This is a genomic window from Undibacterium sp. Ji50W, assembly GCF_049340445.1.
In the GTDB taxonomy this organism is placed as follows: Bacteria; Pseudomonadota; Gammaproteobacteria; order Burkholderiales; family Burkholderiaceae_D; genus Undibacterium.
This window is the reverse complement of sequence record NZ_JBMPOX010000010.1, coordinates 175904-195201: the sequence shown is the minus strand read 5'-3', so window position 1 is coordinate 195201 and position 19298 is coordinate 175904. Positions and strand designations below refer to the sequence as shown.

Sequence of the window (19298 nt, the reverse complement as noted above, 5' to 3'; positions counted from 1 at the left end):
AGAAACACGGAACTGGTCACTGGGGGACAGCGTCTATCTCAATCCAGAGAAGGCTCGTGTAGAAGAAAAGGCGTACATGAAGGCTGCTTAATTTAAATTGAGGCGACAACTACCTTGACACACACCGCTTCGCCAAAGAACGTATTCAAAGAAAGGCGACCGCAGACTCGCTCCCTGCGGGAGTGCCCATTTATGTAGTGCAAAAAATGGGAAGGTCCGAAACTCGCCTGCGGCTCAGACACCGGCCCTTCTTTTTCCATTTTCTGCACTACACAAATGGCTTCGTCCCAAGCGGATGAGAGTCAAAAACAACTACAACGTCAAAATCTACAACAAAGTCAAAAGCAACTACAACCCCTACACCATGGTTAATCGATGGCATTCAAATAAATATGAATGCGGTTATGTTGACGTTGGTTTTGACTTTGCTGTTGCAGTTGTTTTTGACGTTGTCTTTGACCTTAATCCGCTTGGGACGATGTAATTTGTGCGTCACAGAAAATGGATCAGAAAGCTTCGTGTTTGAGCGCAGCGAGTTTCGAAGCTTTCCCATTTTTTGTGACGCACAAATTATGCTGAAGCGTAGCGTAAGCACCCGAAGGGCGAGTCTGCGGTCGCCTTTCTTTGATTCCGTTCTTTGGCGAAGCAAAGAAAGGAATTCGGCCGCCGGGCCGAGACCCGGCTTGTGTCCACGAAGAGCAATCTTTTAATCAAAGTACGACATGCAACGAACGCCGCCGGAGCGACGCAATTAAGGGCACGACCCCTCGATGAAACCCGCTATGCGCTTGGCTTCACACCAGGCCAAGCCCCCGCCTCACAAGCCCAATCGAATATAAGTAAACACCGCCATCCCAAAAAATATCGTCTGCAGCATATTTCGCCGCACCAAAAAGAAAGCCGTTGCCAGCAAGCCTGCCAGCAGGCGTGGATTGTTCAAGCCGATTTCCACATGACCACTGGTCAATAACAAATCCGGCACGATGATGGCGGCCAAGGCACAGCCTGGCGCGTAACGCAAAGCCTCCTGTACCCGTTTTGGCAAACTGATGTGATGCCCGACCAGCCAAAAACCGCTGCGGGCAATGAAGGTGGCCAGAGTCAACAGGACGATGACCAGCCAGACTTCCCAATCGTTCATGTTGACTCCTCGCCGGTTTCTTTATTGGCCGGATCATGGCCGGCTTTCTTGCCTTCCAAAAACTCTTCCAGCATCATGGCGGTCCCCATGCCGAGCAAGACTGCCAGCAACAGACCCAGCTTGTAGGGCAAATTCACCGCCAGCAAGGCACAAATGCCGGCCACCACCACACCGGCAAAGGCCGCGCGATTAATGATCAGTGGCAGCATGATGCAGAGTATGGCCAGCGTACCGGCAAAACCCAGCCCCCAGCTACCCGGCACCTGGCTGCCCAGTAAGATACCGACAATGGATCCCGTTTGCCAGGATGCCCAGTTAGGAAAAACCAGGGCTTTCAGGTACGCAAGCTTGCCCTTGTGCTCGCCAAATTCGGGGTAACGCTGCATGAACAAGCCAACCGCAATGTCGCCGGTCATGAATCCCAGCCAGGCGCGGGTACGCCATGGCAGGTGCGAAAAATGGGGTGCCAGGATGGCAGAAAAAATCAGGAAACGCAGGTTGACCACCAACGCAGTTGCAAAAATCACCCAGGCAGGGGCATGCGCCGCCAGCAGGGGCAATGAAGCCAGTTGGGCTGATCCGGCAAATACCAGCAGGCTCATGCCCAGTGCCTGCGGCAATGTCAGGCCAGCCTTGATCATGGCAATCCCGACCACCAGACCCCAGGCTGCAATACCAAACCAGGTTGGTGCGCCCACTCTCAAACCTTCCTTGAATGCAGCCTTGTCGGTATCGAATGACATGTAAGAGGGGAGGAAATGCGGAAAAGTCCATTATTGTAACGGTGAAACTAAAAGCTTGCCCAGGACACCCTGCCCTGCCCCATTTGCCAACATTTATTCTCAATTTGACAAATCGCAAATTCAAACCAGCTCGCCACGCATTCTCACTCTGCAAGGCCAGAATCCGTTAAAATCGCGGTGGCAATTTCTATTTTGGGAAAGCAGGCTGCCTGACAGCAGGCCCGGCGGCTTCCCGCATCATCATTATTTACCGGAGTCACCATGTCCACACCAGCCAGCACCACCAGTAACATCGTCGAATTGCAAGCCAAGGATCTGCCGGCACACTGCCCTAATCCTGCCATGCCGTTGTGGTCATCCCACCCGCGCGTATTCCTGGATTTGTCGCATGGTGGTAGCGCGACCTGCTCTTATTGCGGCACGCAATACAAACTGGCGCCGGGCGTTGTGCTCAAGGCGCATTGATTCTTTACGATCATGTCCGCAAAAAAGCAAATGAATGGCAGTGCAGACGAGGTCGAAGCTGCCTTTTATGATGCCCTTAGCCGTGCCGATCTGGATGGCATGATGGCCCTGTGGGCCGAGGACGAAGAAATCGTCTGCATCCATCCAGGTGCAGGCAGGCTGATCGGTCATGCGGCAATACGCAGCTCGTGGGAAAGCATCTTTGAACGCGGCAATGTCAATATTCGTCCCTTGCAACTGCACGCCACCCACAATATGCTGACTGCGGTACATAGCATTGTAGAAGAATTTCAGCGTCCCGGTGACAGCAAGCAGGACGTCCATGTGCTTGCCACCAACGTCTATGTCAAGACCCCGCATGGCTGGCGTATCACCATGCACCATGCCTCTGTCGCATCGGGCAAGGCACCGCGGGATATGTTCAAGGCCAACATCCTGCATTAAACCGCCATGGCATACGCTCCAATGGAACAGAGTCACATGAAATAGGTTTACATGAAATACCTGTCACCACGCTGGTTACCCGGCGGTCATTTGCAAACAATTTATCCGGCCGTGTTTATCAACAAACCCGTCACGCCCTTGCGACGTGAACGCTGGACCACGCCGGACAACGATTTTGTGGATGTTGATTTTCTGGATGGCGAACCAGGCAAGCCCTTTGTGGTGATGTTCCATGGTCTGGAAGGTTCCAGCGACAGCCATTATGCGCGTGCCATGATGGCAGCCCTGCTTGAGCGTGGCTGGTCGGGTGCCATACCGCATTTTCGTGGCTGTTCTGGCGAACTGAACCAGGCCCCGCGTTTTTATCATTCTGGCGATGCGCAAGAGATAGGCTGGATCATACAGACTCTGTATCAGCAATTTCACCAGCGACATGCCGACGGTAAATTTTATGCGGCCGGCGTCTCACTGGGCGGCAATGCCCTGTTGCGCTGGCTGGGCGAATCGCAGCACCATGCCGACATCGTCAGTGTAGCCTGCGCCGTGTCTGCGCCTCTGGATCTGGCCCAGGGCGGCGCTTCACTGTCCAGCGGTTTCAACATGATCTACACGCGCATGTTCTTGAAGACGCTCAAACCCAAGTGCCTGCAAAAGCTCGATCAGTTCCCCGGACTGTTCAATAAAGATGCCATGCTCAACGCCAGGGACCTGTATGAGTTCGATAATGTCGTTACTGCTCCGCTGCATGGTTATCTGGATACCGATGATTACTGGCATCGCGCCAGTGCCAAGCATATACTCAAGGACATCACCGTACCGACGCTGGTGCTGAACGCGAAGAATGACCCCTTCCTGCCCGGCCAGCATTTACCCGCGCAGGCAGCAAACTGTGTCACACTGGAATACCCCGAACACGGCGGCCATGTCGGCTTTGCCGCAGGGAATGTGCCAGGCCATTTGAACTGGCTACCACAAAAGATACTGCACTTCTTTGAGGCGAATAGCTGATGGATGACATCGTCAAGGCAGCACTGGCAAAATGGCCGAATGTACCCCATTGCTATGGCTGGCTGGCCCTTGACGCACGTGGCAACTGGCGCATGCGCGACGACCGCTGCCAGGCCCTGAACCTGCCTGGTGACGTCATCCGCCACCCCACCCTGCTGGCCTTCATCGCGCGCAATTATCTCTGCAATGCAGATGGCTGCTGGTATTTTCAGAATGGCCCGCAACGCGTGTATGTAGACCTGGAAGCCACCCCCTTCATCGCCACCACCACCGCCCACGGCAGTTTTTCCCTGCAACACGGTGAACAAGCGTTCACACCCGAACTGGCCTTCCTTGATCCACAAGGCAGATTGCAACTCAGCAGCGGTACCACCCTGGCGCAACTGGATGACCGCGATCTGGCTGAATGTCTGACTTGGCTTAGCCTAGATAAGGAGCCCGTGAGAGATGAAGAGCTGCTTGCCTGGCTAGATGATACTATGACCAACGGCAAGCTTCTACTGCAACCGCCTGGTGCGCGTGATTTAAGCCTGGAAGTGCAGCGCTGTAAAGAGAATCAACTGATGCGAGAATTTGGGTTTGTGGCACGGCCCAGAGTCAAAGGATAATAAGTAGAACTCACTTCATAAATACGGGTGAGATGAATTCTCACCATAGTCCTCGGTAACAACGCTTGTTTTCTCCACAGTCACAACTACGCCACAAAATGAACAAATTATTGTCTTTATTCTTCTTTGGTATTTTTTTTGCAGTCGCGAATGCATTTGGTGCATCAGCGTTTGATATGTACCTGGGTCCCAAACTGCCACCAGAACAACTCGCTACACTGAGTAATCCAAATGCAATCATTCAATTTGTTGATGAATTGGGTTCACACGGTCAGGCAGAAGCGGAAGTACGTGTATTGCCTGGCAAACACTCGATCGGGATTGAAAGCAAGACCTCAAGAGATGCGGTGGCGATTTATGCAGTTTTTGAAATCAACAAAGAATACGAAATTATTCCCAGTTATCAGGATAATCTTTGGCGTCCTAAAATTGTCGAAAAATTGTCGGGCAAAGTCGTCAGTTGGATGGGATTTTTACCGATAACAGATTTAAAATCGGGAGCAAGCCGCGCTCAAGTCGAGGAAATTTTTAAGAATCAGGCAGTCCGCGCTAGCTACTCGTACCAATTCAAAGGCCTTGTCTATCAAGTAGTACATTACAACCTCTATAGACAGAGATTCGGAAATGAACCCAAAGATACAGGTACGGACTTCATCATTATCTATCGCCCGGACAATACCGTATTCTATAAAGGTACATTTACCGGTGATTTACTTAGATCGAACGATCCGCTTATTCAGAAAATGCTACCTATGATCAAAGAAAGGTGGGCAAATGAGGTTTATGGCCCACCCGTAGCTAAATAATGAAAATGATTGATCGCTAAACAGTCAACCCTGATTGCAGCCCTTAAAAGGCGACTCCAGCGTAATGCTGCAAGAACCTTGTGTAGCCATATCTGCGTGGCGGCCTGCTCACAAGTCATTGGCCAGGTACCGGCATCTGGATGCATAATGCAATTCTTGTCGTAGCCATTTTTTCATGGCGTAGAACAGGTAGCTGCGGTCTGACTGGCGCTTCCTGCATTGACTGCAGGCGCAGGTGCATCTTGCGCGCTTGCCGTACTGGCACTTGCCACTCCGGCGACCATGCAGGCAACGCAAATGCCCGACACTATTTTCTTCATCACTGGTCTATTTAAATATAGAACAGACTTCATACATGAAGCGATATTTACTGCGCATTATCTGGAAATTATTCTTCTGACCAGGGGCCATCATCCCATCTGCAAATAGAGGGCAATGAATACCTTATTTCAAACCATCAACGCCGCTTTTTCTCATCTGCCATCTGATCCTTGTGCTTCTCTTTCCATTCACGCTCACGTGCATCAATGACGGACAATTCAAAATACTGGGCGTCCTTGTCACGACGGGCGATTTCCAGCTGTTGCAGGGCAGCGTCCCAATTACTTTGTATGCCATAAGCTTCGGCCAGGGCCAGATGCTGGGCAGCTTGTTTGCCCTGGGCGTCGTAGACCTTGGCTAACAGGTTATACAGTTGCGGCTCTTGCCGGTACAAGACGATCTGGTCGCGTAAAAATGCGGCGGACTGTTCTTCTTTTTTATCTGCCAGCAAGGCTTCTGCATATTGCAAGGCTACGCCGCGTGACAGAGGCAGGTCACGCATGGCTTTTTCTGCTTCTTTGACGGCGGCACCGGTTTGCTGGCTACCAATCAGGATGTCGATCGACAGGTCTGCAAACATATTGCTTTGCGATAGCAGGTCTTTATACCTGGCATCCTTTTCAATCATTTTCTGCGCCTGGTCCAGCAGTGCCCTTGCTTCCTTGTAATCCAGCCGTTTATAGGCAACAAAGGCATGGCCATATTTGGCAGTGATCTGGTCTTCCAGCTTGCCAGATTTGGCCTGCACGTCAAAGTAGGTAATGGCATCGATCAAGCCCTGAATGGTACTGTCCTGCAAGACACGCACTCTGACTTTGGCCAGCAAGAATTCCAGGCTGTCAGCGTGCTGCCGATAGCGCTGGTCGACCAGGCGCGACTGGATATCGGCAATGCGTTCACTGGTCAGCGGATGGCTGCGCAGGTAAGGCGGCACATTGTCGGTGTAATTTCGCGTCGAATTTTGCAGGCGCCCGAAAAAACTCACCATGCCGGACGGGTCAAAACCGGAATCGCGCAAAATCTGGAAGCCAACGCGATCAGCTTCGCGCTCTGCGTCGCGGCCAAAATTCAATTGCTTTTGTATCGCCAAGCCTTGCCCACCGGCCGCCAGCGCCATGGCGGCATCCGGGCTGGAGCGTGCAGCCAGCACGGCCAGTGCCAATGCCGCCAGCGGAATGAGTGCATCGCCCTTCTGGCTGGTCAGCATTCGGGCGATATGGCGCTGGGCCACGTGACCAATTTCATGCCCCATGACCGAAGCCAGTTCCGATTCAGATTGTGCTGCCAGGATCAAACCTGAATGAAAACCGATAAAGCCACCAGGGAAAGCAAAGGCATTCAGCACCGGATCGCGGACGGCAAAAAATTCGAAATTGAACGATGTTTCACCACGCGCATCGGGGCGGGTTTCCAGCATTTTATTGCCCAGGCGGTTCAGGTATTCTGACACCGGGGCATCATCCATGAAATCCGGGTCGCGGCGTACCACGCTCATGATCTGCTCACCCAGCTTGCGTTCCGCCAGTGGCGACAATTCTTCGCGTGAGGTATCGCCCAGTGTAGGCAGGTTTTGCGCATGAGCCAGTTCGGGTGCCATGCTGAGATTACCCAGACCACCAATCAGCAAGATGGCGGCACACAAAGAAGTGCGGCGAAATGTGCGACGGACCGTATTCGCAATGCTATGATGCCTGGACACTGAATTGCTTCCTTTTTTCTTCACTTTTTGCCTGTTATCACAATAATGAGTAATGATTCAACAAACCAGGGCCTCAGCCATTTTGATGCCAGTGGGCAAGCACATATGGTCGATGTCGCCAGCAAGAATGACAGCCACCGTAGTGCCATTGCCCTTGGTAAAATCCGCATGAAGCCGGAAACCCTGGCCATTATCCAGCAGGGCAATGCCAAAAAAGGGGATGTCCTTGGTATCGCCCGCATCGCCGCCATTATGGCGGCCAAACGCACCAGCGATCTGATTCCACTCTGCCATCCTCTGGCCCTGACCAGGGTCGCTGTTGATTTTAGCATTGATGAAGGCACAGCCACGATCAGTTGCCAGGCTCAGGTTGAAACAGTTGGTAAAACCGGCGTCGAAATGGAAGCACTGACTGCCGTCCAGGTCGGGCTGCTGACCATTTATGACATGTGCAAGGCAGTCGACCGCGGCATGGTGATGACCGACGTGCGGGTGCTGGAAAAACATGGCGGCAAATCCGGGGACTGGGTCAGCCTGATTGACGGATAGCGAGATCAGCAAGATCAGGCAGTAAAATAAAGAAGCCGTCAACGCAGTGGGGCGTTTCCTGGTGCTTATGGCGCATCACGTGGCGGCATCTTGATAAAAATGGCCTTGTAGCGTTCGTCCTGGGCCGACTTGGCTTTCCAGTAATCCCAATATTCCGTGTAGACCGTCGGATGCAGTCGTTGCAGGCTCAGCATCGCGCGTTCAGCTTTCCTGGGTTGTCCATTCAATACATAGGCTTCGGCCAACTTGTTGATGATATGCACAAAACCGAATCGCGCTCCCCATTTTTCCATATAGGCAATTTCGTCTGCTGACATGCCTTCATGGGGATTGATTCTGGTCAGAGTGAAATAGTCAAAGAATTGTGGAAAGAAAGTAAACACTGGCTTTTGCATGGGGGCCTGCGGCGCTTTGTAGCCAGACTGCTCGGACCGTAAAGCCTGGAAACCGGCAACCACCCGTTGATAATCCAGGCTGATCAGGGCCATCAGCAACAGCGATACTGCCACCAATACAGACAAGGCGGCTGGCGCCACCCGCACGCCGTCTGCCGGCCAGCGCATCTGGTGCACCATACCCATAAGAACGCCTATTGGTATCAACACATAGGCATACCATAAAGGGAATTCAACCATGCTGTGCACCATCACAGCGACAAAACACAAACGGGTAAACTGAATCGCCAGATGTGCCGAAGGCTGGACGCAGGTTTGAACAAACCACCACGCCAGTGTCAACATCAACATCACGGTATACGGCCAACCCAGCTCTGCTGCAAAATTCAAGATCAGATTGTGCGCATGTTCAGCATAGGTACCCGAGCCCAGATCTGCCGCTATCCTGACCTGTTCAGCACCAAAACCAAACCAGCCCACACCAAACCACGGGTGTTCTGCCGCCATGCGCCAGGCCTGCGACCATAAGACCATGCGCTCGGAACGTCCGCCCACGTGTTCAGCAATTGTGCCGCCACTAAACCCGAATACTTCGCCCAATGAAGGCAAGGCCGCTACCATACCGGCATACAACAAGGCCATGGCAATACAAAATACCAGGCTGACCCGCGGTTCAATTACGTTACCACTGACTGTAGAGCGTCCCAGGCCACACATCAAGACAAATGCCGGAACAATCACCCAGCCTATGCGCGAGTGAGTCAACGTCAAGCCCCACAGCAGGAAAACCACTGCCACTGTGACCAACCATGCTGGCATCTTGCGTGCTCTATATAGATAGAAGCTCGAAGCGAGGGCAAAGCACAGCAACAAAGCCAGTTGATTCGGCTGTGCCACATTGGCAAACGGACGCATGAAGGGCTGCGTATTGGTGGCGATATACATGACGAACGGCCAGGCATATAAGCCAGACAACTGTATGCACTGCAAAACCACCGACAACAGACCAGCAAGCAGATGGGCAGCCGCCAGGGCCTGACACAGCAATGTCACGCCACCCTCTTTCGCCGCCCAGGTTGCCCCTATCATGATGGCAGCTATCAATGCAACTATATAGAGAATGGGCAGGATGAGGTCAGCCGCGTTTTCAAGATGGCCAGCAATAAACTGCATGCCTATCCATAACAGCAAGCCTACGAACAGGTAGATGATGGCTGGCACTCGTAGCCGTGGCGCTGTCTCAGCCGCGAGAAATGCAAAGGCCAGTACCAAACCCAGGACGCTGAGGACGTCATGATAATAAGTACGATAGGGGTGGATATGAAAAGGATGGGCGTAAGAACAAATTAACAAAAAAGCAAAAACAGCAATCGCCATTGTTGATTTTTCCTTCATAAATACGCTGGGAACCATGTAGCAGTCTGCTTTTCATATTGACGACAAGTAAATTATCGCACGGCGATGAACACAATACGGCCCGAAACAGCCAACAAAAATCGTCAATTAACAAATTCTGTCACTGCCATTTCCTGCATTGACAAAAAACGGCCGCGCAATGGCCGGGCAAGTAAGCAGATGTAAAAAAATCGGCTACTTGTGTTGTACCCATGTGAGAATATGGCTGGCAAGCAACTTGCTTGTTGTAGATCAGCTTCTGAACTATTCCTATTTTGATCAGAAGTTTCTCGTTTAAAAAAGCTGGCACATATCATGCTTATAGGTGAGTGCAGCACTTAATATAGTCTTGTTTCACTTCAATTTTAAGGATTTATCATGAAAACTATGCAAAAGGGTTTTACCCTCATCGAATTGATGATCGTTGTTGCGATTATCGGTATTCTGGCTGCTGTTGCTATTCCTGCTTACCAGGATTACACAGTTAAGTCCAAAGTATCTGAAGTTGGTAGCCTGATCGCTCCAGCATTGGCACAAGCTGGCGTTATGTGCTCTGGTGGTACTCTGGCATCTGCTACAGCAAACTCAACAATGGGTATCCCAGCTGCTTTGTCTATCGCTGGTAAATACGTTCTTTCCGTTGGTGTAACTGCCAATACCGCATCATCAATCCAGATTACTGCCACAATGCAAGCATTGCCAGAATTGGGTACTGCAATTAGCAAAACAGTTACTTACGATGGCGCCTGTGGCGTTGGCTCCCTGCGTTGGACAGTAAGCGGCACCGTTCCAGCTAAATATCTGCCTAAAGCTTAATAGCTAAATAGCTAAAGTATCAGCTAGCAAAGAATAGGGAGATCTAAGCATCTCCCTATTTTTTTAAGCAGCAGGCAAAAAAATTGCGCCAAAGGTACATCAATATTGTCTGATGTTCTTGAAATATCGATAACAAGTTGAGGGAGTAATAACATGAAAACGCAAACATCACACTTAACTGCAAAGCAGCATATGCAACGTGGCTTTACGTTAATAGAATTAATGATTGTTGTTGCGATTATTGGTATTCTGGCCGCTGTCGCAATACCTGCCTATCAAGACTATACAATCAAATCAAAAGTTGCTGAAGTAGGCAACCTGATTAGTCCAGCATTGCAAGTTGCTGGTGTTATGTGCTCTAGCGGTACTCTGGCATCTGCCACTGCAAATTCTACTCTGGGTATCCCAGCTGCTTTGTCTATCGCTGGTAAATACGTTCTTTCCGTTGGTGTAACTGCCAATACCGCATCATCAATCCAGATTACTGCCACAATGCAATCATTGCCAGAATTGGGTACTGCGATTAGCAAAACAGTTACTTACGATGGTGTCTGTGGTGTTGGCTCCATGCGCTGGACAGTCAGTGGCAGCATACCGGCCAAATATATCCCTAAAGCGTAATTGCTTTAAGTTACTCAGTATGGATTGAACTGCTGCAGAAAACATTTACTTCCCAAGTATTATAGTAATACCCGATTAAATAGGACTTACGCAAAATTTTCCCGGCAAGGTGGCGACGAAAGTGGTACGGCCAATATCAATAGCGCTGCCGGCATATTTTTTTGCGTAAGTCCTATTAAACAAACTCTCTTTTGGTCATTTAAGTAGCAACCGTAAAAACTCCCTCTGCCTCCAAAACTGGGAAAACATATCTGGATAAAACAGCGGATAATTTGGCTATAAATGCGATGCTTTCAGTATAATATTGACTATAATCACGATACATATCCTAAAGAGCGCAAGAGCACTTATCAATTACTGCCCTATCAGGCTGCGCTAATTGAGTACTTTCTCCGGAGTAACGCTGATACTATTGAGCTGCTACACCGTTAAGATAAATTAAATAACAGAAGGTCTTCGGACCTTTTTCTTTTTAGACAATGATAAAAAATCGTTTCCCTATACTGGCTCTGTTCCTTATTCTGGTATTGACATTTTTTGTTTACCAGCCCGGATTGAGTGGCTATTTCATGTTTGACGATAGCGTCAATATTCTTGAAAACGATAAACTCCGTATCACCAGTCTGAATTGGTTGGGGCTGAAGCAAGCCGCTTTTTCCGGAACAGCCGGCGCACTTGGCCGCCCCATTAGCATGCTAAGTTTTGCCCTGGATTATCTGGTCGCGGAAAATAATCCTGCTCAATTCAAACTCACCAATCTGATTATTCATTTGCTCAATGGTATCTGTGTGTTTTTCTTTAGCACATTGCTGTTGAAAGCCCATCGCACGAAATTTACTAGCAGTATTCCGCTCGAAAATGCTGGTTGGGTCAGTGTATGTATTGCCGCAGCCTGGTTACTGCACCCGCTGAATCTGTCCGGTGTACTCTATGTTGTGCAACGCATGACCAGCTTGAGTAGTTTGTTTTGTCTTCTTGGCTTGATTTTTTACGTGCACGGCCGCTTGCAGATGGCAAGCAACAGTAAAGGCTGGTTGTACATATTCGCCGCTTTTTTTATATGCACTCCACTGGCTATTTTTAGTAAAGAAAACGGTGCCCTGCTACCATTTTTCTTTTTTTTGACCGAATGTATTTTCTTTGGCTTTAATGCGCCAATTCTATCCAGAAAATTACTCAAAACCATATACGTCTGCACCTTGGCCATACCGCTGCTGGGGATAGCAATTTTTCTGGCATTACATCCAGAATGGCTGAGTAATACTTACAAAATACGTGACTTTACCCTGGCAGAACGCATGCTGACCGAAGCACGCATCATCTGGTTTTATATACGCCTGGTATTTGTGCCAGATATTAATGTGCTGGGATTGTTTCATGACGATATCTCCTTGTCCAAAGACTGGCTGGAGCCCATTACCACCCTGCCCGCCTGCCTGGGGATATTGGGACTGGGGATAGCTGGCCTTGTTGGGTATAAGCGTGTACCGATTGCGGCCTACGGCATATTGTTTTTCCTGGTCGGCCACAGTCTGGAGTCAAGTTTCATCCCCCTGGAATTAATTCATGAACACAGAAATTATTTGCCGTCTTTCGGCCTGATTTTTGCGCTCATGTTTTACCTGTTTGTGCCTGGCAAACACAACGAGAGTATGAAAATCCGTAGTTTGCTGGCCATTTTCATCCTGATCATGCTGGGCAGCATCAGTTATCTGAGAGCCGCTCAATGGGGTAATGCGGTAGAAATGAAACTGAAGGAAGTCGCACACCATCCGGAGTCAAACAGGGCCAATATGGATATCGCGGCATTTTATGCAGCAATGCCGGCAACAAATCAGGAAGAAGCGGACGACTACTATAAGCAGGCTTACCAGTTTTATGCCAAGGCAGCCGAATTATCCGCTTCGGACACGCTGGGATTAATGGGTTTGATCTCATTGAATGCGAATAGAACGATGCCGGTTGAAGATGTATGGGTCAGCGCACTGACGCAACGCTTGACTAAATTCCCGTTTGCAACCAATACTGGAAACTCTCTATCAAGATTAAGCCAGTGCGCGATTGCCAAAAATTGCGAGGGTATTGACATCACTGTCGGGCAATTATTTGAGGCGGCATTAAAAAATCCGACTTTGACAGGCAAAACAAAAACGCAATTACTGTTTGCATGGAGTGACTATTTGCTGCGAATCCGGCAAGATCCGACGGCCGCCTTGCGAGCCGCTCGTGACGCTGCGGCCTCGGCACCGAATGATATTGATGCGCAAATGAATACCGCAATCATGCTCGTGAATTTGAAATTGAACGAAGAAGCGAAAAAACAAATTACCGTGGTTCGCCAGCTTGATCATTTACAAACGCATACCAGCTCACTGGCCGAGCTGGAAAAGCTTATCAAGTAAAAACAACAAGACCATCATTATGTCCGCTACCCTGTCCATCATCCTTCCTGCCAAGAATGAAGCTGCTTCCTTGCAGAGTCTGTTACCCAAACTGCGAGAATATGCAGGCGAGGCAGAAATCATCGTCGTTGACGATGGTTCTACCGATAACACGGTAGAGATATGCCAGCAAAATCAGGTGAAAGTCATCTCTCATCCTTACAGCATAGGTAATGGCGGTGCCATCAAGTCTGGCGCCAGGGCGGCCAAGGGTGAAACGCTATTGTTCATGGATGCTGATGGCCAGCACAAGCCGGAAGATATTCCACGCCTGTTGGCGAAACTGGGTGAAAAATACGACATGGTAGTTGGTGCGCGCGACCGCGCATCGCAAGCTGGTGCCCACCGCGCTGTCGCCAATGGTTTTTATAATCGCCTGTCGAGCTGGATGGTGGGGCAAAAGATACATGACCTGACATCTGGCTTCCGTGCAGTGAATGCCAAGAAGTTTCGCAAATTCCTGTACCTGCTACCGAATACCTTTTCTTACCCGACCACAATTACCATGAGTTTCTTTCGTGCTGGCTATGCCATAGCCTATGTGCCGATCGAAGCGCCAAAACGCATCGGTAAAAGCCATGTGCATGTGATCAAGGATGGTTTCCGGTTCTTGCTGATCATTATCAAGATCGGCACACTGTATTCGCCACAAAAACTGTTCTTGCCGATCAGCCTGTCGTTCTTTACGACAGGACTGGCCTATTATCTGTATACATTTATCACCACGCACCGCTTCACCAATATGAGTGCGCTGATGTTTATCTCGGCCATACTCACCTTCCTGATGGGGATAGTCTCGGAACAGGTATCTGCCTTGCACTACAAGGATAGCGACAATGAGCCATCTGGCCAGTAAGGCTAGCCTGGATGTCTTGCTGGTCAGTACCTCGTACCCGAAAAATGCAAAAGACTGGCAGGGGCGATTTATTGCTGACATGTTGCAATCGCTGTCGGAAAAAACAACGCTGACGCTCAGCCTGTGGGCACCTTCTGGCGACATACCTGCCAATGTTCGCAACAGCCTGACAGGCGAAGATGCGCTATGGCTGGATGGCATGCTGGCAGAAGGTGGTATCGCCCATATCGTGCGCAGCAAGGGGATAAAAGGCGCGTTTTATGTACTCAAGCTATTAAACCTGCTGCGACGCACTTATCGCGGGCCACATCAGCCTGACGTTGCCCACGTCAACTGGCTGCAAAATGCCCTGCCTTTATGGGGAAGCGCCACACCCGCATTGATTACAGTCCTCGGTACCGATTTCGCCTTGCTACGGCTACCCGGCATGAAAGCAGCACTACGTCATGTCATGGCACAGCGTCCCTGCATCATTGCCCCGAATGCAGAATGGATGCAGCCAACATTGCAACACGCCTTTGGCGATGTAGCAGAAATCCGTGTCATTCCTTTTGGAGTGGAAAAGAAATGGTTTGCCATACAGCGACACACTCCGGCACCGGCGATCAAGAAATGGCTGGTGATTACCCGCATCACAAAAAACAAGCTGGGCACCTTGCTGGAATGGGCTAAAGATCTGGTGCATGAGCAACGCGAAATACACCTTTTCGGCCCCATGCAGGAGCAGATAGAACTACCGGACTGGCTGCATTATCATGGACCCACCAACCCCACCGCTCTGGTCGGCGAATGGTTTCCGCAGGCAACCGGTGTACTCACACTCAGTCAGCATGATGAGGGCCGTCCACAGGTTTTGCTGGAAGCCATGGCGGCTGGCCTGCCAGTGATCGTCTCTGACATCCCTGGACATACCAGCCTGGTTCAGGACAAAAAAACCGGCTGGATTTGCGATAGCCAGTCCAAACTGCAACAGGCGCTGGATTTCCTCGACGATCCAGAGAATAATGAACTCACAGGCAAAGCAGCACAAACCTGGATAAAAACAGAAATCGGTACCTGGGACGATTGCGCAAGTCGTTATGAATCAGCCTATTTTGATTTGATGGCAAAAAAATGAACAGCGATGGCATCCTGATTATTGGTGGCACTGGCTTCATGGGATCAGCCATTGCCCGTGGCCTGCAACATGACCCGGCTTGCCGGCAACGCCCCATCCATATTCTGGCAAGGCATGCAGAACCCGCGTTGCCGTCAAATATACAAGTACACCGCGGCAGCATGGACAACAGCGATCTTTTGCGTAGCCTGTTACCTGGCTGCTCTACGATTATCCATGCGGCTTCGTCGACTACACCAGGCGTTTCGGCAAAACAGCCGACACTGGAAGCAAGCCAGAATATACTGCCGACCTTGCGCTTTATTGAATTGCTCAATGAATGCGGGCCAAAACAACTGCTGTTCTTTTCTTCTGGCGGCACTTTTTATGGCAATCCTGATAGTTCACCAGTATCTGAAAATACCCCTTTCTCGCCACGTTCGTATTACGGTGCTGGCAAGGTTGCCATAGAAGCCTTTTTGCAGGTCTACCAGGTGCAGACTGGCAGCAAGGTCACCATATTGCGTCCCTCTAACGTGTACGGCTGCGGTCAGGCTTTCCGTCCGGGCTTTGGTGTCATCCGTACCATGCTGGAACATGTATTGCGCGACACCACCATAGATATCTGGGGCGACGGCGAAACCATACGTGATTTTTTGTATATCGATGATCTGGTGCATGCCTGTCTGGCCCTGATACGGCAGGGTGATGTCAGCGGCAGCTACAATATCGGTTATGGCGTCGGCCACAGCCTGAATGAAGTCATACGCAGCATGGAAACCATGTGCGGGCGCAAGCTGAAAGTGAATTACCAGCCGGTACGCCAGGTGGATGTGGCACGCATCGTACTCAATAACGACAAGCTCTCCCGGCAATTGAACTGGCAACCCCAGGTTTCACTCGACCAGGGAATAGCACTGACCTGGCAAAGTCTGCAAGGATAGAGCCCGATGACCTCTGCATCACCACCGGACAAAGCCCCCGTCTGCAGCGTCTGCATTGCCAATTACAATGGACTCAAGCTGATCGACGCCTGCCTGCAATCCGTCTTGCAGCAGCAATTTTCCGGCGCAATTGAAATCATCGTCCATGACGATGCTTCAAGCGATGGTTCAGCCGACTATATTCGCACCCACTACCCTCAGGTCCGGCTGATTGCCAGCAATGACAATGTCGGTTTTTGCATATCGAATAACCGCATGGCAGACATTGCAAGGAGTGAATACTTACTCTTGCTAAACAATGATGCAGAATTGTTTGATGACGCCATTGCCACACTCTACGCGCATGCACAAAATTTGCAGCAGCCTGCCATACTGGGCCTGCCACAGTATGACGCGGCTACCGGCAAACTGATCGACATAGGCAGCAGTTTTGATCTATTCCTGAATCCAGTTCCCAATCTGAACCCGGAAAAGCAAGATGCAGGCATGATCATCGGTGCCTGCTTGTGGATGCCACGAATATTGTGGATGGAAATTGGTGGTTTTCCAGACTGGTTTGGCTCCCTTGCAGAAGACATGTATGTCTGCTGTGTAGCGCGCTTGTACGCCTATCCAGTGCTAGCCCTGGGGACATCCGGTTTTCGTCACTGGGTTGGACAAAGCCTGGGTGGCGGCAAGGTGCTTGAAAACAAACTCAGCACCAAACTGACACGACGCGTGGCATCTGAACGTAACAAAACCTATGTCATGATCATGACAAGTCCTGCGCCATTGATTTATCTTCTTTTACCGCTGCATTTGTGCATGCTGTTATTGGAAGGCTTGGTACTTGCCGCGTTAAAACAGCGCTGGACATTATTTAGCCAAATCTACTGGGGCTGCTTGAAATCACAGTGGCAGGAAAAGAAAAGGCTGGCTGCCTGGCGCCGTCAAATACAAAGCAAGCGCGTTGTCAGTCAGTCTGACTACCTCAAAGTATTCTCTTTGGTCCCGTATAAACTGCGCATGCTTTTCAGGCATGGATTACCCGAAGTTAAATAAAATCCGCAGCTAGATGTGTCACAAAAAGTTCGTCACATCAAACCCCACCAGACTCAGGTTATTGATATTCTTGAGCGTGCCGACCAGTGTAATTTCATCGGGCGTGATATTCGCAACATCATTCTGATTAATCACAAACCAGATACTGGCATCACCAATGATATCCGCAGTGATCAGCACCATCTTGGTAGCTACTGTCGGTGCAGCGAAAGCCTTGCCAGCACCAAATAAGGCAGCCAGTTTTGTCGGGTCCAGCGCATTACCCTGAACTGTCAGTACATCCCCATTTGCCCAGGCCTTGGGCACCACGCTGGCAGCGTTCACGGCAGCAATCTTGGTGGTACCTGTTTTATTCAGGAAGGATGAAAAATTCAATACATCCCCACCCTTGCCTATCGCGAAATTAGTGATCAGGTCATTGCCATTTTCCTGAGGTGTAATACCAAACGAATACGTGTCAATAGCAGCACCACCTTGCATGGTGTCATTCCCTTTGCCTCCGTTAAAAAAATTCGGGTAGGCAGAACCTATCAGTAGGTTATTGCCATCATCACCCTTGAGGGTAGTCGTCACGGTAACTTTGCTGCCACCTGTGGTTGTAGTGGTAGCTGCAGCCAGGCTGCTGAGATCAACATTATTGACCTGCTGTATGCTGCCGCTGAGTAAATCCAGGTTCTTACCATCCAGCAAAAGTTTGTCCAGCAACAAATCCACTGACAGCGGTGTCGTCAACGCCCCCTTGCCACTCAACAAATGATTGGTTTCATTCAGTGGGATATCGATGAAATTGATTTGCAGATCAGACTTGACGGCATTGATGATATTCACCACCTTGCCACCAGTGAATGCGGCATTGTCCAGCGTCACGGTCAAATTACTGACATTATTGACACTATTATTACTGGTAGCAAAACCCGTCAGTGTCAAGGTTGCCGTGGTATCGGTGGTCTTGGTCAGGCTGGCCGTCAGGCCGGCAGGCACATTCGATACTTTCCCCAGGCTGGCACCGACATTGCCCTTAAAGGTATCACCGGTCAGGATCAGGGTGACGGTATTGACGATGCTACCGTCATTGATCTGTTGTTCATTAAATACCGTGGAAGAATAGCTAATGCTGCCTATGGTCGGCGTCACTTCAGATGCTTGCGCTACCTTCAGCACCAGTTGCTCAACATTGGTAGGCGCAGCAGCAGCCTCTGCCGCGGTAGGCATACGTCCCAGCAGCGTGGTGTACACCACGCTGGCATACACCTTGGTTGCCGCCGAGGTTTGAAATTCTGATGACTGCGCAAACTGGTTCAGAATTTCACCACGCAACATACCACCCGCCATTTGCTGCAGCCAGTAATCACGGCCTGCGACATCCGCATTGCGTCCCAGCACGTTTTGGTAGATCAGGTCCAGATACTGGGTATTCGATATATTGCTACCGTATTTGGCAACAAATTCTTCCGATTGCGCAAAGGTTTGGGCAATTTGCAGATTACTGCCACCGTTTCTTTGCACGCCCATCCAGAACAAAAAACCATCATAGTCAGGGATGCGATTAAAGGCGGCAAAATAAAGACGCACTATCTGTTCCGCTTCCGGGCTGTAATCAGGTGCGGTCAAAAAATTGTATTCAACACCCGCCCGTGTCAGCAAGCCGGAATCCAGACGCGCCGCATACAAATCAACCGTGGCCTGATCAGCCGGTTTATTCCACAACACCTGATACAGGCCCGTGACAAATTCTTTATTGGTTTTGGCCATCATTGCACCTGAACGATTTACAGCAAAGGATAGAAAAACAATATGACAGACCTTACCCGCAAGCAAGTCCGTCTCTAGCTCTATAACGGCAGAATTCTGGATAATTTCAACATAGTTATTTTTCCGTACGGCAAAAACACTATTTTTGCTAAGTATA

19 protein-coding genes are annotated in these 19298 nt (G+C 50.1%); 13 read left to right on the top strand and 6 right to left on the bottom strand.

The window, feature by feature from the left end; all coding sequences use genetic code 11:
* Nucleotides 1-817: 817 nt before the first annotated feature.
* Both ACO0K9_RS16070 and ACO0K9_RS16065 read right to left on the bottom strand, forming a co-directional pair.
* Entirely contained in the window at nt 818-1141 is a 324-nt protein-coding gene (locus ACO0K9_RS16070; protein WP_422986664.1) for an AzlD domain-containing protein, read from the bottom strand.
* The gene (locus tag ACO0K9_RS16065) at nt 1138-1884 is read right to left on the bottom strand and encodes an AzlC family ABC transporter permease (protein WP_422986662.1); all 747 of its coding nucleotides are present in this window, start codon (nt 1882-1884) and stop codon (nt 1138-1140) included. The genes ACO0K9_RS16070 and ACO0K9_RS16065 overlap by 4 nt, the downstream gene beginning before the upstream one ends.
* Nucleotides 1885-2145: 261 nt before the next feature.
* Here ACO0K9_RS16065 and ACO0K9_RS16060 point away from each other — a divergent pair, with 261 nt between their 5' ends.
* From ACO0K9_RS16060 to ACO0K9_RS16040, 5 genes are all read left to right on the top strand, one after another.
* Entirely contained in the window at nt 2146-2349 is a 204-nt protein-coding gene (locus ACO0K9_RS16060; protein ID WP_422986660.1) for a zinc-finger domain-containing protein, read from the top strand.
* Nucleotides 2350-2361: 12 nt separating this feature from the next.
* Nucleotides 2362-2793, top strand: coding sequence for a YybH family protein (locus tag ACO0K9_RS16055; RefSeq protein ID WP_422986658.1), 432 nt, complete (start codon nt 2362-2364; stop codon nt 2791-2793).
* A 51-nt stretch (nt 2794-2844) separates the two neighbouring features.
* Nucleotides 2845-3801 (top strand): YheT family hydrolase, encoded by a 957-nt coding sequence (locus ACO0K9_RS16050; protein WP_422986656.1) that lies wholly within the window; start codon nt 2845-2847, stop codon nt 3799-3801.
* Nucleotides 3801-4409 (top strand): DUF2946 family protein, encoded by a 609-nt coding sequence (locus tag ACO0K9_RS16045; RefSeq protein WP_422986654.1) that lies wholly within the window; start codon nt 3801-3803, stop codon nt 4407-4409. Before ACO0K9_RS16050 ends, ACO0K9_RS16045 begins: the two co-directional genes overlap by 1 nt.
* Before the next feature lie 98 nt (nt 4410-4507).
* Nucleotides 4508-5215, top strand: a complete 708-nt coding sequence (locus tag ACO0K9_RS16040) for a hypothetical protein (RefSeq protein ID WP_422986652.1) — start codon at nt 4508-4510, stop codon at nt 5213-5215.
* 173 nt (nt 5216-5388) lie between these two features.
* Here the strand turns inward: ACO0K9_RS16040 and ACO0K9_RS16035 are convergent, their stop codons facing one another.
* The gene (locus ACO0K9_RS16035) at nt 5389-5535 is read right to left on the bottom strand and encodes a hypothetical protein (protein ID WP_422986650.1); all 147 of its coding nucleotides are present in this window, start codon (nt 5533-5535) and stop codon (nt 5389-5391) included.
* 137 nt (nt 5536-5672) lie between these two features.
* Nucleotides 5673-7235 (bottom strand): M48 family metalloprotease, encoded by a 1563-nt coding sequence (locus ACO0K9_RS16030; protein ID WP_422986648.1) that lies wholly within the window; start codon nt 7233-7235, stop codon nt 5673-5675.
* Between the two features lie 45 nt (nt 7236-7280).
* Between ACO0K9_RS16030 and moaC the strand changes: the two genes are divergently transcribed.
* A complete protein-coding gene (gene moaC, locus ACO0K9_RS16025; protein WP_422986646.1) occupies nt 7281-7784 on the top strand; it encodes a cyclic pyranopterin monophosphate synthase MoaC in 504 nt (167 codons plus the stop codon).
* A 65-nt stretch (nt 7785-7849) separates the two neighbouring features.
* Here the strand turns inward: moaC and ACO0K9_RS16020 are convergent, their stop codons facing one another.
* On the bottom strand, nt 7850-9556 hold the full coding sequence (locus ACO0K9_RS16020) for a Wzy polymerase domain-containing protein (protein ID WP_422986644.1): 1707 nt from the start codon (nt 9554-9556) through the stop codon (nt 7850-7852).
* Between the two features lie 396 nt (nt 9557-9952).
* Between ACO0K9_RS16020 and ACO0K9_RS16015 the strand changes: the two genes are divergently transcribed.
* From ACO0K9_RS16015 to ACO0K9_RS15985, 7 genes are all read left to right on the top strand, one after another.
* Nucleotides 9953-10390: a pilin gene (locus ACO0K9_RS16015; RefSeq protein WP_422986642.1), complete on the top strand. Its 438-nt coding sequence runs from the start codon at nt 9953-9955 to the stop codon at nt 10388-10390.
* A 153-nt stretch (nt 10391-10543) separates the two neighbouring features.
* Complete coding sequence (locus tag ACO0K9_RS16010; protein WP_422986640.1) at nt 10544-11011, top strand: pilin; 468 nt, start codon at nt 10544-10546, stop codon at nt 11009-11011.
* Between the two features lie 479 nt (nt 11012-11490).
* Entirely contained in the window at nt 11491-13413 is a 1923-nt protein-coding gene (locus ACO0K9_RS16005; RefSeq protein WP_422986638.1) for a hypothetical protein, read from the top strand.
* 19 nt (nt 13414-13432) lie between these two features.
* Complete coding sequence (locus ACO0K9_RS16000; RefSeq protein ID WP_422986636.1) at nt 13433-14308, top strand: glycosyltransferase family 2 protein; 876 nt, start codon at nt 13433-13435, stop codon at nt 14306-14308.
* Entirely contained in the window at nt 14289-15425 is a 1137-nt protein-coding gene (locus ACO0K9_RS15995) for a glycosyltransferase family 4 protein (RefSeq protein WP_422986634.1), read from the top strand. Before ACO0K9_RS16000 ends, ACO0K9_RS15995 begins: the two co-directional genes overlap by 20 nt.
* Entirely contained in the window at nt 15422-16348 is a 927-nt protein-coding gene (locus ACO0K9_RS15990; RefSeq protein ID WP_422986632.1) for an NAD-dependent epimerase/dehydratase family protein, read from the top strand. Before ACO0K9_RS15995 ends, ACO0K9_RS15990 begins: the two co-directional genes overlap by 4 nt.
* Nucleotides 16349-16354: 6 nt before the next feature.
* Nucleotides 16355-17389: a glycosyltransferase family 2 protein gene (locus ACO0K9_RS15985; RefSeq protein WP_422986630.1), complete on the top strand. Its 1035-nt coding sequence runs from the start codon at nt 16355-16357 to the stop codon at nt 17387-17389.
* An 18-nt stretch (nt 17390-17407) separates the two neighbouring features.
* Here the strand turns inward: ACO0K9_RS15985 and ACO0K9_RS15980 are convergent, their stop codons facing one another.
* Entirely contained in the window at nt 17408-19141 is a 1734-nt protein-coding gene (locus ACO0K9_RS15980; RefSeq protein WP_422986628.1) for a DUF4214 domain-containing protein, read from the bottom strand.
* Between the last annotated feature and the right edge of the window lie 157 nt (nt 19142-19298).

Excerpts from the sequence above, each read along its gene's own strand:
- ACO0K9_RS16070 (WP_422986664.1), bottom strand. The coding sequence starts at position 1,141 with ATGAACGATTGGGAAGTCTGGCTGGTCATCGTCCTGTTGACTCTGGCC.
- ACO0K9_RS16065 (WP_422986662.1), bottom strand. The coding sequence starts at position 1,884 with ATGTCATTCGATACCGACAAGGCTGCATTCAAGGAAGGTTTGAGAGTG.
- ACO0K9_RS16060 (WP_422986660.1), top strand. The coding sequence starts at position 2,146 with ATGTCCACACCAGCCAGCACCACCAGTAACATCGTCGAATTGCAAGCC.
- ACO0K9_RS16055 (WP_422986658.1), top strand. The coding sequence starts at position 2,362 with ATGTCCGCAAAAAAGCAAATGAATGGCAGTGCAGACGAGGTCGAAGCT.
- ACO0K9_RS16050 (WP_422986656.1), top strand. The coding sequence starts at position 2,845 with ATGAAATACCTGTCACCACGCTGGTTACCCGGCGGTCATTTGCAAACA.
- ACO0K9_RS16045 (WP_422986654.1), top strand. The coding sequence starts at position 3,801 with ATGGATGACATCGTCAAGGCAGCACTGGCAAAATGGCCGAATGTACCC.
- ACO0K9_RS16040 (WP_422986652.1), top strand. The coding sequence starts at position 4,508 with ATGAACAAATTATTGTCTTTATTCTTCTTTGGTATTTTTTTTGCAGTC.
- ACO0K9_RS16035 (WP_422986650.1), bottom strand. The coding sequence starts at position 5,535 with ATGAAGAAAATAGTGTCGGGCATTTGCGTTGCCTGCATGGTCGCCGGA.
- moaC (WP_422986646.1), top strand. The coding sequence starts at position 7,281 with ATGAGTAATGATTCAACAAACCAGGGCCTCAGCCATTTTGATGCCAGT.
- ACO0K9_RS16020 (WP_422986644.1), bottom strand. The coding sequence starts at position 9,556 with ATGGCGATTGCTGTTTTTGCTTTTTTGTTAATTTGTTCTTACGCCCAT.
- ACO0K9_RS16015 (WP_422986642.1), top strand. The coding sequence starts at position 9,953 with ATGAAAACTATGCAAAAGGGTTTTACCCTCATCGAATTGATGATCGTT.
- ACO0K9_RS16010 (WP_422986640.1), top strand. The coding sequence starts at position 10,544 with ATGAAAACGCAAACATCACACTTAACTGCAAAGCAGCATATGCAACGT.
- ACO0K9_RS16005 (WP_422986638.1), top strand. The coding sequence starts at position 11,491 with ATGATAAAAAATCGTTTCCCTATACTGGCTCTGTTCCTTATTCTGGTA.
- ACO0K9_RS16000 (WP_422986636.1), top strand. The coding sequence starts at position 13,433 with ATGTCCGCTACCCTGTCCATCATCCTTCCTGCCAAGAATGAAGCTGCT.
- ACO0K9_RS15995 (WP_422986634.1), top strand. The coding sequence starts at position 14,289 with ATGAGCCATCTGGCCAGTAAGGCTAGCCTGGATGTCTTGCTGGTCAGT.
- ACO0K9_RS15990 (WP_422986632.1), top strand. The coding sequence starts at position 15,422 with ATGAACAGCGATGGCATCCTGATTATTGGTGGCACTGGCTTCATGGGA.
- ACO0K9_RS15985 (WP_422986630.1), top strand. The coding sequence starts at position 16,355 with ATGACCTCTGCATCACCACCGGACAAAGCCCCCGTCTGCAGCGTCTGC.
- ACO0K9_RS15980 (WP_422986628.1), bottom strand. The coding sequence starts at position 19,141 with ATGGCCAAAACCAATAAAGAATTTGTCACGGGCCTGTATCAGGTGTTG.